Below are 15,332 nucleotides of genomic sequence, written 5' to 3' on the forward strand. Positions count from 1 at the left end.
TTCACGTGCGATCCGGGGCTGCCCGTATGGTCAGCTCGCGGATCAGGTTGCGTTCTTTCATCAGTTTGTTGCGGGCCAGCGCCTCGAACTCGCCTTCGAGCGCTCCCAGCGTGCTGCCGGGGAACCGGTCGGGCAGGTCTGTCACTTCAGCCTGATAGGCCTGTTCTATCGCCGCGAAGCGGTCGACATGGGCTTGACGCAAGTGCTCGACCCAGCGCGCGTTGTCGGCGGCAAAGCTCAGAAACGCCTCCCCCCGCTCGCCGTTCTGCACCTGCGTGATCGCGTTGTCCAGTTCGCTGCGGTGTACATCAGCGCTTGCCTCGTAGAGCATGCGATCCAGCGGCACGCCTAGATCCAGCTCGCTGCTCAGGCGGTACCGATAGGCCAGCCGAACCTCCGCTTCGTCCCTGCCTGCGGCCCTGCGGCGCGCGATGGTGTCGAGCTCGTGCAGGCGGTACAAGCGGCGCAGCTCGCGGTAAAGGTTTTCCTCCGAGTCAGCGGCCTCGATCACCAGCTCCTGGTTGGCGATCAGCAGTTCAAGGTTCTGAAATACCAGCAGCGCACCATCGTGGCAGGTCTGGTTACCGGTATCAGGCTGCACCAGTGCCTCCTGGGCCACGGCATTGAACAGTGCGCGGTTATCCGGGCTGACGAGCGCTTTGACCAGAACCATGCGAACCCGCTGGCTGAACGTCTGACGACTCTGCCCATTGCGATACGGCGCGGCGCGGCGCAGGCGCCCCACCAGGGCGAGCAGGTTCTGGGCGTCTCCTGCCGCGTCAAGCTGTTGCCAGGTGTCTTTGAGCGCCTGGTTCTCATCAGCGGTGCCGTGCAGCCAGTCCTCGACGTTGGGCGCATCTTCGCTGGTGTCCAGCACAGGGATGTGCAGGTGGCTGCCGATGGAGCCTTCATCGGAGGAGTCCGTGGGCAGGAGGTGGTCCGGGAGGTCCAGGGCAAAGGTATAGCTGCTGGTCGAGGAGGTCCGCGCGCGGTTGATCAAGTCGTTGGTCAGTGGGTTGCCGTACAGCGAAATCGACGAAATGGGGAAGTCGTTTTCAGCATTTTCAACGATGAACGGCGGCAGCTCGGTCAAGCGGTTATCGCTCAGCTCCAGCAGGTCCAAGGGCAGCAAGCTGTTCACCCAGTCGGGCCACTGGGTCAGCCCTGTGCTGTTCAGGTCCAGCCTGCGCAGGCCCTGCAGTGTCGCTGGCGCCTCGCTGATGGCGCCGAGGCGGTTACCGCTGAGGTCCAGGGAAACCAGGTGGGTAAGCCGCCCGATACTGTCGAGCGCCTGCTGGTCGATCACAAAGCCCATGTTGCGCATTGTCAGGTCGGTTAACTGGGTCAGGTGCGTGATGGCCAAGGGTAGTGAACGTTGCGCCTCGAGGTAGTCGTCTAAGGTCAGGCGGCTCAACTGAGGAAAGAGCCTGAGTACCCGTTCCAGTTGGGCGGTGGTGCCGCTGACGTGTGCCAGCGCCAGGCTGCGAACGCGTTCGGTGAAGAAACCGGGCAGCTCGGTGGGGAAAAGGTGCAGGGCAATGTTGTCCAGGCGCAGCGTAGTTTGTGTCCGGCCCTGTTCCTGGGCGTGCCAGAACGCGTTAAGCGCCGTAGCGATGCTGTTCCGGCTGGCAAGCACGGCCTGATTTGGCGCTGCGCTGGAGCCGGAGGCGTTGGCCCACTGATCGATCACTTCACGCAAGTGGCGCCGTTGAGCCAGGTGATGGGTGAGGCTTTCCTGAACGTTGGGCGTGACACTCAAGCTCAGGCGCTCTGCGTGGCCATCTTCACTCAGCAGCACACGCAACACATGCTCGTCGATGAGGGTGTTGCCCTGGAGGGAGACGTGGGCCTGGTCGGGCGAGCCGTGATACTCCTCCAGCAGCAACGCCGGTAACGTGCGGATACTGTTGTCGCGCAGCGAAATTTCACGGATGCGAGTCATCGCCGCCTGATTCAAGCCCATCGGCCAGTGATCCAGCAGCGAGCGCTCCAGGCCAAGGTAGTCGAGCTCGAGCTCGCTGAAATCGGGTGGGTTGCGGTCGGCAAGGCGGTTGCCACTCAAGTCCAGCCTTCGCAGGCGTGGCAGTTGGGCCAGTTGCGTCACATCGTATGCGGAAATGGCGATGTTCTGGTTCAGCAGGGTCAGCGATTCGAGCTCGCGCAGATGCTCGGCGATCAGCGGCAGGCTGAGCGCAAAGGCAGAAGGCGGGCTGTCCGGCGTGTAGCCACGCTGGATGGTCAACGCGCGTAACCCTGAAAACTGCCGGAGCAGGTCGCTCAGACCGGTCTCGTGTTGCCGCCAGTTCAAGAACCCCCCGGGCTCTGTATCGACCAGTTCGAGACTGCGCACGCTTGTGGTAAAAAAATCAGGCAACCGGGTTGGTATCTCGTGCAGCGATACGCCTTGCAGGCGCAATGTCGGGGCATTGCCCATAGCGGGCGCGAAGGCTGTGTCGTACCAATACTGCAGTATTGCCTGACGTACCTCATCCAGCACCGGCTGGCGCTGTGGGGGGCTGGTCGGGTTCGCCTGGTGCCAGTCGTTCAAGCGGTCCTGCAGCTCGGCATTCTGCGCTCTCAATTGCTGCAACCGGGCCTGGATGGCGCTTCGGCTCATGCCGCTGTTTTCCATTGCCGAAAGGATGAGTTCGGCGGCGCGGGGCGAGGCCACGGTCTGGCCTAGCTGGCGCACCACATTGAGCAGGCTGTGACGCGAAACGCTCCCACTGCGGGCGCGCATGCCGCTAAGCGGGTAGCCCAGACGGCCGTCGGCCAGGCGCATGGGTGAGGTATAACCTGGCCGTGCAGGCCGCATGCCCAGCACTTCCCTGAGGGTTTGACGCGCAAGCAGGGGGGCGGCTTGGATTTTCTGTCGGAGCGCCGTGCCGTGGTCGAGGGCCAGCGCCTGTCGCAGCGAAGGGGTGAGCGCCTCGTAGAGAGCGTCATACAAGGTGTCGTGAATCACCGGCTCCTGGTCCAGGTCGACGGCGTCCCCAACGATGTAGCCAGCCCTGGCACAGATGATCGACCGCTGCAGTGCCGCTTGTCGTGGGCCTATGCTGTCGATCTGGCCTGGCGAAAACCGGCGTTGCTCCAGCACGACCCGGAGGTCTGCGCGCCAGTCGGGAAGCTGTGCCAGGGTGTGCAGGATGAGGCGCTCACTGTCCCAGTTGCGTGGCGCGCGCAGGTACAGGCCTTCGTAGGCGCGAGCGAGGCGGATATGGTGTTGGAAACAGCGGATTTCCTCGCCCAGCCGTCCGGGAATCTTCCCGTGATCCAGGGCCTGCAGTTCGGCCTCGTCCGCACTGAGCAGCAGTGTTTCCAGCACGGGCCTGGGGAGCGTGGGGTAGACCCTGCGAACCAGCTCGGCTCGCGGCCCCTGTGCTGTCAAGCTGGCTGCATAGCGCTGCTCGAACAGGGTAGCGCGTGTGTGCGGTGGCGCCTCTGGGTGGGACCGCTCCAGTTCGTGGTCCAGCTTGAAGCGCAATAAGGTGTCCTGCAGCAACGCCGGTAAGGGTTCGCGCTCTGCAAGCACCCGGCGCAGCACATCCTCCGAGGTACCGCTGACCTGCATGATCTGCCGTGCGGCCTGGTCGTCGAATGCGGCTGTCAGATGGCCCAGGCGGCGGAACAGTTTCAAGCCTTGCCATTCGCGCGGCCGTTCATCTTCCTGCAACCAGGCACCCGCACCGTTGTGGAGCATGCGAGGTTGGTAACGCTCAGGCCCGCGTGGGTGCTCAAGGTGATAGTCGTTGGTCTGGGGATGCTGGCGGATCGAATAGGTCTGGTCTTCCAGTGCCAGCCACATTTTGCCCTGGTGCTGGTACACGCCGAATTCGTCCGGCTGCAGGTCGGCAGGCAGCACGATGTCATGGGCGAACGGGCGCAGGTCGGGGAGCCATAGGCGTGTTTGGCCATCGGGCAGCTCGATGGGTTTGAGTTCTGTGATGAACGACGGCCTTTCGACCGGGATCTTTTCATTGGCCGGTGTGCCTGCTGCACGGCCTGCGGCACCCAGGGCGGCGGTAAGGGCAAGGTTCTCCAGCACATCCAGAAGATCGTCCAAGGCTTTATCGCGATCGCCATCGGCCCAGCTCTCGAACCCTTCGAATACTTCGTAACTCAGCTGGATGACGGACAGGCCCATCATCAACTGGCCCAGGCCGGGTACGAAAAACGCGCCTACGTTGATGGCGTTGAACGCCAGCTGCGAAAAGTAACTGATGCGCTTCTGGGTCGTCTTCTGGTCTTCGAGTGCGGTGGGGACGGCGTGGAAGCGAGCGTCGTCCTTGAGCCGCTGGTACTTCTGGTGCACCAGGGCGTCGACAAAGGGCCGGCGCAGCGGCTGCAAGGTTATTGCGACCCAGTGCGCAGCCTCCTGCCTGGCCTTTTCGAGGAAATCGTGTTGATGACGCTCAGGCACCAGTGCCCGCAGTTCAGCCACAGGGAGGGTGGAAATCTGTTGGCTCACGTGGGCCTGCACTTGATGGCTGGTCGTGTGCACCATCAAAGGCGCAGGTGCGCCTGGCAAGTAAGTGATCAGCACCTCTTTATAGGGCAGCAGCGTCACGTCGTAGGCCAGCAATCGCTCGGGTGAAGGGACAACACCTATGGCCATCGCGCCGGTCAGGGTTACGCCGAACACCTCGAGGAACGCACAGCGTATCGGGCTGCCCAGGTAGTCGGCCTGGCCATCGTCGGCAAGCTTCAGCAGCGCCTGACAAAGGGATTCGTCGATGGCGTTGGTCAGAAAGGCCATATGTACCTGCAGGCGAAAGGCCGAGTGTTCCGTGTCGCTGAAGGCCTGCCAGGCATCGGACGGCGCTGGGGGCGTGGTCGAAGGTGCGTAGACGGCATCGATCATCGTCTGGTATTGCCCGCCGATGTCCAGTTCCCGCACCAGTGCTGCGAATGCCGGTGCGGCCATGGCAATGGGTTGGCCGAGGGGTTGCAGTGCCAAAAAGGTGTTGCTGTCGACCACCCTGGAGGTGAGTGTGTCAACGTCCAGCCCCTCGGCGTGGGTCTCGGCTGCTTCGAAGTTCTGCAGTGCGCAGTGCAACAGCGACTGGGTGGCCAGCTTCAGCGCACGCTGACTGTCAACCAATGGATCGCCAGTGAGAGAGCGTTTATAGGCCACGGCTTTGCTGGCATTGATCAGGTAGGTCCGGGTCACGTCCAGGCGCAGGCCGAAGCGTTGTTCGATGGCCTGGGTCAGTTGCTCGCAGGCAAACCCTTGCAGCGGTGGCAAGGACGCGAGCAAGGTGTGCGCCTGCTCCTGCGCGCGTCGGTAGCTGCCGTATTCCGCCACCAGTGCCCGAGCGGCCGCTGGCCGCTCCAGGCAGGCCTGCTCGAACCACGGTGCGCGGGGACGCGCCGCCGTGCGCAGGTGGCGATAGGTGTCAGGGGGCAAATTGCGCATCCAGGCCGGCGCCTTGCCGGCAATCAGGTGGTGCGGGTGGGCCTCATGGTCCGGGGACGGCGGGATCGAAAAGTCATTCATGGGCAGCGCTCGCTTGATGGAGCTGCGATGCTATGAAAAGGGCTACCGGGCACGTGCATAACATGATCTACCACTGACACATGCTCAAAGCGCAATTCAGGTTTATGATGCCCAACGGCAGACTTAATCCTCACACGGAGTGCGCAATGCAGACCCTCTACCCGCAGATCAAACCCTACGCCCGGCACGATCTGGCCGTGGAAGCGCCGCATGTGCTGTATGTCGATGAAAGCGGCTCGCCTGAAGGTTTGCCGGTGGTGTTCATCCACGGCGGCCCGGGCGCGGGTTGCGATGCCCAGAGCCGTTGCTACTTCGACCCCAACCTGTACCGCATCATCACCTTCGACCAGCGTGGCTGTGGCCGCTCCACCCCGCACGCAAGCCTGGAGAACAACACCACTTGGCACCTGGTCGAGGACCTGGAGCGCATCCGCGAGCACCTGGGTATCGACAAGTGGGTCCTGTTCGGCGGCTCCTGGGGCTCGACCCTGGCCCTGGCCTATGCCCAGACCCACCCCGAGCGGGTGCATGGTCTGATTCTGCGCGGCATCTTCCTGTGCCGGCCGCAAGAGATCCAATGGTTCTACCAGGAGGGCGCCAGCCGCCTGTTCCCCGACTACTGGCAGGACTACATCGCGCCCATCCCGGCGGACGAGCGGGGTGACCTGGTCAAGGCATTCCACAAGCGCCTCACCGGCAACGACCAGATTGCCCAGATGCATGCCGCCAAGGCGTGGTCGACCTGGGAGGGCCGTACGGCCACGCTGCGCCCCAATCCGCTGGTGGTCGATCGTTTCTCCGAGCCGCAGCGAGCGTTGTCGATCGCCCGTATCGAATGCCACTATTTCATGAACAATGCGTTTCTGGAGCCCGACCAACTGATCCGCGACATGCCCAAGATCGCCCACCTGCCGGCCGTGATCGTGCATGGCCGCTACGACGTGATCTGCCCGCTGGACAACGCCTGGGCATTGCATCAGGCTTGGCCGAACAGCGAGCTCAAGGTTATCCGTGACGCAGGCCATGCCGCGTCCGAACCGGGCATCACCGATGCCCTGGTACGTGCCGCCGACCAGATGGCGCGGCGTCTGCTCGATCTGCCCCTGGAAGAAGCATGAAGGGGCTGCTGCAGCGCGTGCGAGGCGCGCGGGTTGAAGTGGCAGGCGAAATTGTCGGTGCCATTGATCAGGGGCTACTGGTGCTGGTGGCGGTCGAGCCTGAAGATACGCGGGAACATGCCGATAAGTTGTTGCACAAACTCCTCAACTATCGGGTGTTCAGTGACGAGCAGGGCAAGATGAACCTGTCGCTCAAGGACAAGGGTGGTGGTTTGCTGCTGGTGTCGCAGTTCACCTTGGCGGCGGATACGCGCAGCGGCTTGCGGCCGAGCTTTTCGACGGCCGCGCCACCGGCGCTGGGAGCCGAGTTGTTTGACTATTTGTTGCAGCAAGCCCAGGCCCAGCACGCCGAGGTGGCGAGCGGGCGTTTTGGTGCAGACATGCAGGTGCACCTGGTCAATGATGGCCCTGTGACATTTATGTTACAAATCTGAGGTAAAAAAACCCCTTGTTTCTAGGAAAACAAGGGGTTTTGTACGATAAATAGTTGGTCCAGCCTGATGCGTTGTAACGCGACCTGCTGGATAATCGCGCGCTGCGTGGGCCTGCGTTCGCAGGTTCGTTTCACTCTGACTCGAGCATTGTCTGGATCCGTTTGGGGAATCATTACGCCCTTACGGGGTCCGAACAGTGCTCGCCAACCCGGCATTTGTCGCTGGCCGTTGGTTTCATGATCTGTTTTCGGCGAGGGTTGCTCGTGATTGTTAGTCCCCAAAAAGCATCAAGAATCCCCGGCACGCGGCTGCGCAAGGCCCTGATGGCCAGTGTGGCACTGGTCGGCCTGATGAGCGCTGGCCAGCTGTGGGCATTCAATCTTGACGATGTTGCAGCCAAGGCAAAGGATCTGGCCGGCCAGAAGTACGAAGCGCCAAAAAGCAACCTGCCGGCGGTATTCCGCGACATGAAGTTCGCCGATTACCAGAAGATTCACTTCCTGCAGGAAAAGGCCGAGTGGGCCCAGGACAAGACGCCGTTCAAGCTGTCCTTCTACCACCAGGGCATGCATTTCGACACGCCGGTGAAAATCAACGAAATCACCGCTTCCAAGGTCGAGGAAATCAAGTACGACCCGAGCCGTTTCGAGTTCGGTGATGTGCCGCACGATGCGGACACCACCAAGAACCTGGGCTACGCCGGTTTCCGCGTGCTGTACCCGATCAACAAGGCCGACAAGCAGGACGAAATCATGACCCTGCTGGGCGCCAGCTATTTCCGCGTGGTCGGCAAGGGGCACGTATACGGCCTGTCGGCCCGTGGCCTGGCCATCGACACCGCGCTGCCGTCGGGCGAAGAGTTCCCGCGCTTTACCGAGTTCTGGGTCGAAAAGCCCAAGCCGGCCGACAAGCACCTGGTGATCTACGCCCTGCTCGATTCGCCGCGCTCCACCGGCGCCTACAAGCTGATTCTGCGCCCAGGCAACGATACCGTGGTCGATGTGCAATCGCGCGTGTTCCTGCGTGATCACGTCAGCCGCCTGGGCATTGCGCCGCTGACCAGCATGTACCTGTTCGGCCCCAACCAGCCTTCCAAGGTCATGAACTACCGTCCGGCCCTGCATGACTCCGAAGGCCTGTCGATCCACGCCGGTAATGGCGAGTGGCTGTGGCGCCCGCTGAACAACCCGAAACACCTGGCCGTTAGCAACTTCAGCGTCGAAAACCCGCGCGGTTTCGGCCTGATGCAGCGTCAGCGCGCCTTCAGCGATTACGAAGACCTTGACGACAACTACCAGAAGCGTCCGAGCGCCTGGATCGAGCCGAAGGGCGACTGGGGCAAAGGCACTGTCGACCTCGTCGAGATCCCGACCGCCGACGAGACCAACGACAACATCGTTGCCTTCTGGAGCCCGGAAAAGCTGCCTGAGCCCGGCAAACCGTTCGAGTACGCCTACCGCCTGCACTGGACCATCGAAGAGCAGCAGTTCCAGGCGCCGGACCTAGGCTGGGTCAAGCAGACCCTGCGCTCCACCGGCGACGTCAAGCAGTCCAACCTGATCCGTCAGCCGGACGGCAGCGTGGCCTTCCTGGTCGATTTCGCCGGCCCGGCGCTGGCAGCCCTGCCGGAAGACACCGCCGTGCGTAGCCAGATCAGCGTCGGCGACAATGCCGAGGTGGTCGAGAACAATCTGCGCTATAACCCGGAGACCAAGGGCTGGCGCCTGACCCTGCGCCTGAAGGTCAAGGAAGCCAACAAGGCTACCGAAATGCGCGCTGCGCTGGTCCGTGACGTGCCGGCCGAGGCGGCCAAGCCTGCCCAGGAAGCCAAGCAGGAAAAACCCGCTGCCAAGCACGCCAAGCACGAAAAAACTGCCAAGGCGCAGGAGCCAGCCAAGGCCGAACAACCTGCCGCCGATGCGGCGTCCACCAACGGGACCCCGGCCACCACCGAGAAAGTGCTGACCGAGACCTGGAGCTATCAGTTGCCTGCCGATGAGTAACTCAAGCGCAAGGCCAGAATCGCTTGGCGAGTACCTGGCCCACCTCCCACTGAGCGACGAGCAGCGCGCTGAACTCGCCAGCTGCACGTCGTTCAGCGAGCTGCACCAACGCCTGGCGGCCAACCCAGTCGCCAACGCCAGCGAGGCCGTGCAGGCCTCGGTTGGCCCGCGCCTGACCGTGGGCAGCGCCGCCGAGCTGGAAGAGGCCCAGATGCTCGGCCTCGACGGCAGTGGCCGGTTGTGCCTGAAGATCGCGCCACCGATCAAGCGTACCCGCGTGGTGCCCGAGCCATGGCGCACCAATGTGCTGGTCCGCATGTGGCGGCGCATGACCGGGCGCACCAATGCCCCGCAGCCGGTGGAGCGCGAGCTACCCAAGGCGCGCTGGCGCACGGTCGGTTCGATCCGCCGCTACATCCTGCTGGCCTTGATGATCGGCCAGACCATCGTCGCCGGCTGGTACATGAAGGGCATCCTGCCGTATCAGGGCTGGTCTTTCGTCGACCTCGACGAAGTCGTCAGGCAGCCGCTCTGGGACACCGTGGTGCAGGTCTGGCCCTATGCCCTGCAAACGTCCATCCTGATCCTCTTCGGTATTCTTTTCTGCTGGGTTTCGGCGGGTTTCTGGACCGCGCTGATGGGCTTTCTGGAGTTGCTCACCGGGCGTGACAAGTATCGTATCTCCGGCAGCAGCGCCGGGAGTGAGCCGATTGCCCCCGAAGCGCGCACCGCGCTGGTGATGCCGATCTGCAACGAAGACGTGCCGCGGGTGTTCGCTGGCCTGCGGGCGACCTTCGAGTCCGTCGCTGCAAGCGGCAACCTCGACCGTTTCGACTTCTTCGTGCTCAGCGACACCAATGACACCGATATCGCCGTGGCCGAGCAACAGGCCTGGCTGGACGTGTGCCGCGAGACCAAGGGCTTCGGCCGCATCTTCTATCGCCGTCGCCGCCGACGGGTCAAGCGCAAGAGCGGTAACCTCGACGACTTCTGCCGTCGCTGGGGCGGCGAGTACAAGTACATGGTCGTGCTCGACGCCGACAGCGTCATGAGCGGCGAGTGCTTGAGCAGCCTGGTGCGCCTGATGGAGGCCAACCCGGACGCCGGCATCATCCAGACTGCCCCCAAGGCGTCGGGCATGGACACCCTGTATGCACGCATGCAGCAGTTTGCCACCCGTGTATACGGCCCGCTGTTCACCGCCGGCCTGCACTTCTGGCAGTTGGGCGAGTCGCACTACTGGGGCCATAACGCGATCATCCGCATGAAGCCGTTCATCGAGCACTGCGCCCTGGCGCCGTTGCCGGGCAAGGGCGCGTTTGCCGGTGCGATCCTTTCCCACGACTTCGTCGAAGCCGCGCTGATGCGCCGCGCCGGCTGGGGCGTGTGGATCGCCTACGACCTGCCGGGCAGCTACGAAGAGCTGCCGCCCAACCTGCTCGATGAACTCAAGCGTGACCGGCGCTGGTGCCACGGCAACCTGATGAACTTCCGCCTGTTCCTGGTCAAGGGCATGCACCCGGTGCACCGTGCGGTGTTTCTCACCGGCGTGATGTCGTACCTGTCGGCGCCGCTGTGGTTCTTCTTCCTGGTACTGTCCACTGCACTGCTGGCGACCAATACGCTGATGGAACCGCAGTATTTCATCGAGCCGTATCAGCTTTACCCGCTGTGGCCGCAGTGGCACCCGGAAAAGGCCGTTGCGCTGTTCTCCACCACCATCGTGCTGCTGTTCCTGCCCAAGCTGCTCAGTATCATCCTGATCTGGGCCAAGGGCGCAGTCGAGTTCGGTGGGCGCATCAAGGTCACCCTGTCGATGCTGATGGAGATGCTGTTCTCCATGTTGCTGGCCCCGGTGCGGATGATTTTCCACACCCGCTTCGTGCTGGCCGCGTTCCTCGGCTGGGCGGCGACCTGGAATTCGCCCCAGCGTGACGACGACTCTACCCCGTGGAGCGAAGCGGTGCGCCGCCATGGCCCGCAGACCCTGCTGGGCTTCGCCTGGGCCGCGCTGGTGGCCTGGCTGAACCCAAGCTTCCTGTGGTGGCTGGCGCCAATCGTCGGTTCACTGGTGCTGTCGATCCCGGTGTCCGTGATTTCCAGCCGCACGCGCCTGGGCCTGGCAGCCAAGGACGAGAAACTGTTCCTGATCCCTGAGGAATACGCGACGCCTCAGGAGCTGCTGGCGACGGACCAGTACACCCACGAGAACCGCTGGCATGCCCTGCACGACGGCTTCGTGCGGGCAGTGGTCGACCCGCGGCAGAACGCCCTGGCCTGCGCCATGGCCACTGCCCGCCATGGCCAGGCGGCACCGATCGAAGCGCTGCGCGCTGAGCGTGTGGCCAAGGCGATCGAGGTTGGCCCCAAAGGGCTGGACCTCAGCACGCGCCTGGCCTTGCTCAGCGACCCAGTTGCCCTGTCGCGCCTGCATGAGCAGGTCTGGGCCGAGCACAATGCGGCGTGGATCGACGTGTGGCGCGCGTCGATCAAGAACGACCCGCATTCGCCGCTGTTGCCGCTGCACCCGGAGAATGAAGGCCAACCGGCACTCGTCGGCGCCTGATCGACCCCTGGGTTTGCAGCCCATTCGCCGGCTCGCCGGCGAATGGGGGCTACCCCATCGCCCTGATCACCTACGGATTTTGGCCAACAAAGTCCCCCCTGGCTCTAGGTCCCAGAGCCGCCATGCGTTAGCATCCCTCTCCGATAAGCCACGCCGGCCAGTACGGCCGTGCCAACAATAAGATTCGCTACTTTTCTTGCTAGGGGACTTGGTGATGATGAAGAAATACCTTTCGCGGCTGCTGGTAGGCGTCACCGCGCTGGTCGCAGTGGCCTCGGCCCAGGCCGGCGCCATCGACGACGCGGTCAAGCGCGGCACCCTGCGGGTGGGCATGGACCCAACCTACATGCCGTTCCAGATGACCAACAAGCGCGGCGAGATCATCGGCTTCGAAGTCGATATCCTCAAAGCCATGGCCAAGTCCATGGGCGTCAAGTTCGAGGCAGTCTCCACCGCCTATGACGGGATCATTCCCGCCCTGCTGACCGACAAGTTCGACATCATCGGCAGCGGCATGACCCTCACCCAGGAACGCAACCTGCGCCTGAACTTCAGCGAACCCTTCATCGTGGTTGGCCAGACCCTGCTGATCCGCAAGGAGCTGGCGGGCGAAATCAAGTCGTACAAAGACCTGAACAACGAGAAGTACCGCATCACCTCCAAGCTGGGCACCACCGGTGAGATGGTGTCCAAGAAGCTGATCGCCAAAGCCAAGTACCACGGCTACGACAACGAGCAGGAAGCGGTGATGGACGTGGTCAACGGCAAGGCTGATGCCTTCGTCTACGACGCGCCGTACAACGTGGTGGCGGTCGAGAAGGCGGGTGCTGGCAAGCTGCTGTTCCTCGAGGAGCCGTTCACCTACGAGCCGCTGGCCTTCGGCCTGAAGAAAGGCGACTACGACAGCATCAACTTCATCAACAACTTCCTGCACCAGATCAAGCATGACGGGACCTACGATCGTATCCACGACAAGTGGTTCAAGAACAAGGACTGGCTGAAGGAAATGGAATAAGGCCCAGGCCACAAGCCCCAGGCTTTGACCCCAACGCGCAGGTAAACCCTGCGCGTTCGCATTTACGGAAGTACCCACGTGATCAAACACAAGAAAGCCCAGTGGCCCTGGCATGCGCTGACCGCGCTGGTCCTGGTGGGCCTGGCGATCAGCCTGTACCTGGCCACCTCGATGATTTCCTATGAGTGGCGCTGGAACCGCGTACCACAGTACTTTGCCTACAAGGCCGAGGAAGTGCAGCGTGCCAGCGGTTACGGCACGGTGCAGGAAATTGTCGTCTCCGGCGATAACGCCCGCGTTACGCTCAAGGACGAGAACGGTGATGAGCAAGTGCTCGACGTGGCGAAGGACAGCCTGCAACTGAGCCGCGGTGACGATGTCGCCGAAGGCGACCAGGTCGGCGTCACCCGCCACTGGGCGGCGGGCCCGCTGGCCTGGGGCCTGTGGACCACGCTGTGGCTTTCGGTGGTATCCGGTGCCTTGGGGCTGCTGATCGGCCTGTTCGCAGGCTTGTGCCGGCTGTCGAACAACCCGACCCTGCGCGACCTGTCGACCGTGTATGTCGAGCTGGTGCGCGGCACGCCGCTGCTGGTGCAAATCTTTATCTTCTACTTCTTCATCGGCACCGTGCTCAACCTGTCCCGCGAGTTCGCCGGGGTCGCGGCGCTGGCGCTGTTCACCGGTGCCTACGTGGCGGAGATTGTACGTGCCGGCGTGCAGTCGATCGCCAAGGGCCAGAACGAAGCCGCCCGCTCGCTGGGCCTGAACGCCAGCCAGTCGATGCGCCACGTGATCCTGCCGCAGGCTTTCAAGCGCGTGCTGCCGCCCCTGGCAGGGCAGTTCATCAGCCTGGTCAAGGACACCTCGCTGGTGTCGGTGATTGCCATCACTGAATTGACCAAGAGCGGCCGTGAGGCCATCACCACCTCGTTCTCGACCTTCGAGATCTGGTTCTGCGTGGCAGGCCTGTACCTGCTGATCAACCTGCCGCTGTCGCACCTGGCCAGCCGGCTCGAGCGGAGGCTTGCGCAAAGTGATTGAAGTCCGTGACCTGTTGAAAGTCTTCGATACCCGGGGCCAGGTGGTTCGTGCGGTGGACAACGTCACCACCCAGGTGGCCAAGGGTGAAGTGGTGGTGGTGCTGGGCCCGTCGGGTTCCGGCAAGTCGACCTTCCTGCGCTGCCTGAATGGCCTTGAGCACTTCGACGAAGGCCATGTGGCCATCAACGGCCTGCGCCTTGAAGACCCGAAGACCGATATCAACGCCTACCGCCGTGAAGTCGGCATGGTGTTCCAACATTTCAACCTGTTCCCGCACATGACGGTGCTGGAAAACCTGTGCCTGGCGCAGAAGGTCGTGCGCAAGCGCGGCAAGGCCGAGCGTGAGGCCAAGGCGCGGGCGCTGCTGGAGAAGGTAGGCATTTCGCAGAAGGCCAACGAATACCCCTCGCGGCTTTCCGGTGGCCAGCAGCAGCGGGTAGCGATCGCCCGCGCCTTGGCGATGGAGCCTAAGGTGATGCTGTTCGACGAGCCGACCTCGGCGCTGGACCCGGAAATGGTCGGCGAGGTGCTGGACGTGATGAAGACCCTCGCCCAGGAAGGCATGACCATGGTTTGTGTCACCCATGAAATGGGCTTTGCCCGGGAAGTGGCGGACCGCGTGCTGTTCTTCGATCACGGCAAGCTACTGGAAGATTCGCCGCCGAACGAGTTCTTTGCCGCGCCGAAGGACCCGCGTGCGCAGGCGTTTCTGCGCCAGGTGCTGTAACGGTACGGGGCCGCGCAGCGGCCCCGGCAATCTCAGAGGCTGAACCGCCCCACCATCCCCCGCAGTTGCTGCCCCAGGTGCTCCAGCTCCCCGCTCGACGCCGCGGTCTGCTCACTGGCCGCGCTGGTCTGGTCTGACACGTCGCGCACGTTGATCACGCTGCGGTTGATCTGGTCGGCGACTACGCTCTGTTCTTCGCTGGCCGTGGCAATCTGCTGGTTCATACCCTGAATGCTCGACACCGTATCGGTGATCTGGCTCAAGGCTTGCCCGGCCTTGCGGCTCAGCTCGACACTCTGCTCGGTCAGACGTTTGCTATTGTCGAGCAGGCTGGTGACCTCATCGGTGCCGCTGTGCAGGCTTTCAATCAATTGTTCGATCTCTTCAGTGGATTGCTGAGTACGTTGAGCCAGCCCGCGTACCTCGTCCGCTACCACCGCAAAGCCACGCCCGGCCTCGCCAGCGCGGGCGGCCTCGATGGCCGCGTTCAACGCCAGCAGGTTGGTCTGCTCGGACACCGACTTGATGACATCCAGAATGCTGCCGATGCGCTGGCTTTCACCGGCCAGGTGTTGCATGGCGGCCAGGCACTCGTCCATCTGCCCGGCCAGACGTTCAATGCGCTCAATGGCATCGGCCACCACCTGGTCACCCACCTGCGCTTGCTGGTCGGCGTTGGTTGCCGCCAACGATGCCCGCTCGGCATTCTGCGCTACCTCCTGAACCGTCGCGCTCATCTGGTTCATGGCGGTGACCACCTGGTCAGTTTCCTCGCGCTGCTGGTTGATGCGCAGCTTGGTGTTTTCGCTGCTGGCAGCCAGCTGCGTGGCGGCCTGTGACAGGTGGCCCACTCCCTGGTCGATACCGCCAATCAGCTCGCGCAGGCTCAGGGTCATTTCGCGCATGCTGGTTTGCAGTTGACCCATCT

At 63.1% G+C, this 15,332-nt stretch carries 9 protein-coding genes; 7 read left to right on the forward strand and 2 right to left on the reverse strand.

Annotated features, from left to right (window positions below):
• Nucleotide 1: 1 nt before the first annotated feature.
• A complete protein-coding gene (locus tag L6D80_RS08190) occupies nucleotides 2-5,500 on the reverse strand; it encodes an NEL-type E3 ubiquitin ligase domain-containing protein (protein ID WP_176512577.1) in 5,499 nt (1,832 codons plus the stop codon).
• 146 nt (nucleotides 5,501-5,646) lie between these two features.
• On the opposite strand from L6D80_RS08190, the gene pip reads away from it, so the two are divergent.
• From pip to L6D80_RS08225, 7 genes are all read left to right on the forward strand, one after another.
• Entirely contained in the window at nucleotides 5,647-6,618 is a 972-nt protein-coding gene (gene pip, locus L6D80_RS08195; protein WP_054900352.1) for a prolyl aminopeptidase, read from the forward strand.
• Complete coding sequence (gene dtd / locus L6D80_RS08200) at nucleotides 6,615-7,052, forward strand: D-aminoacyl-tRNA deacylase (protein ID WP_176512576.1); 438 nt, start codon at nucleotides 6,615-6,617, stop codon at nucleotides 7,050-7,052. The genes pip and dtd overlap by 4 nt, the downstream gene beginning before the upstream one ends.
• Before the next feature lie 263 nt (nucleotides 7,053-7,315).
• Nucleotides 7,316-9,055, forward strand: coding sequence for a glucan biosynthesis protein G (locus L6D80_RS08205; RefSeq protein WP_218187068.1), 1,740 nt, complete (start codon nucleotides 7,316-7,318; stop codon nucleotides 9,053-9,055).
• Complete coding sequence (gene mdoH / locus L6D80_RS08210; protein WP_054900349.1) at nucleotides 9,048-11,621, forward strand: glucans biosynthesis glucosyltransferase MdoH; 2,574 nt, start codon at nucleotides 9,048-9,050, stop codon at nucleotides 11,619-11,621. The genes L6D80_RS08205 and mdoH overlap by 8 nt, the downstream gene beginning before the upstream one ends.
• A 217-nt stretch (nucleotides 11,622-11,838) precedes the next feature.
• Nucleotides 11,839-12,636 carry a transporter substrate-binding domain-containing protein gene (locus L6D80_RS08215; protein WP_054900389.1) on the forward strand — a complete coding sequence of 266 codons (798 nt, stop codon included), beginning with the start codon at nucleotides 11,839-11,841 and terminating at the stop codon, nucleotides 12,634-12,636.
• Nucleotides 12,637-12,714: 78 nt separating this feature from the next.
• Entirely contained in the window at nucleotides 12,715-13,677 is a 963-nt protein-coding gene (locus tag L6D80_RS08220; protein ID WP_054900348.1) for an amino acid ABC transporter permease, read from the forward strand.
• Nucleotides 13,670-14,404, forward strand: a complete 735-nt coding sequence (locus L6D80_RS08225) for an amino acid ABC transporter ATP-binding protein (protein ID WP_054900388.1) — start codon at nucleotides 13,670-13,672, stop codon at nucleotides 14,402-14,404. Before L6D80_RS08220 ends, L6D80_RS08225 begins: the two co-directional genes overlap by 8 nt.
• A gap of 32 nt (nucleotides 14,405-14,436) precedes the next feature.
• Here L6D80_RS08225 and L6D80_RS30245 read toward each other — a convergent pair whose 3' ends face one another.
• A complete protein-coding gene (locus L6D80_RS30245) occupies nucleotides 14,437-15,330 on the reverse strand; it encodes a methyl-accepting chemotaxis protein (protein WP_371419526.1) in 894 nt (297 codons plus the stop codon).
• Between the last annotated feature and the right edge of the window lie 2 nt (nucleotides 15,331-15,332).

Source organism: Pseudomonas ceruminis, from assembly GCF_021602025.1.
In the GTDB taxonomy this organism is placed as follows: domain Bacteria; phylum Pseudomonadota; class Gammaproteobacteria; order Pseudomonadales; family Pseudomonadaceae; genus Aquipseudomonas; species Aquipseudomonas ceruminis.

What these genes read in the sequence shown, in the direction of transcription:
- L6D80_RS30245 (WP_371419526.1), bottom strand. Translation starts at nt 15,330, where the DNA reads ATGGGTCAACTGCAAACCAGCATGCGCGAAATGACCCTGAGCCTGCGC.
- mdoH (WP_054900349.1), top strand. Translation starts at nt 9,048, where the DNA reads ATGAGTAACTCAAGCGCAAGGCCAGAATCGCTTGGCGAGTACCTGGCC.
- L6D80_RS08215 (WP_054900389.1), top strand. Translation starts at nt 11,839, where the DNA reads ATGAAGAAATACCTTTCGCGGCTGCTGGTAGGCGTCACCGCGCTGGTC.
- dtd (WP_176512576.1), top strand. Translation starts at nt 6,615, where the DNA reads ATGAAGGGGCTGCTGCAGCGCGTGCGAGGCGCGCGGGTTGAAGTGGCA.
- L6D80_RS08190 (WP_176512577.1), bottom strand. Translation starts at nt 5,500, where the DNA reads ATGAATGACTTTTCGATCCCGCCGTCCCCGGACCATGAGGCCCACCCG.
- pip (WP_054900352.1), top strand. Translation starts at nt 5,647, where the DNA reads ATGCAGACCCTCTACCCGCAGATCAAACCCTACGCCCGGCACGATCTG.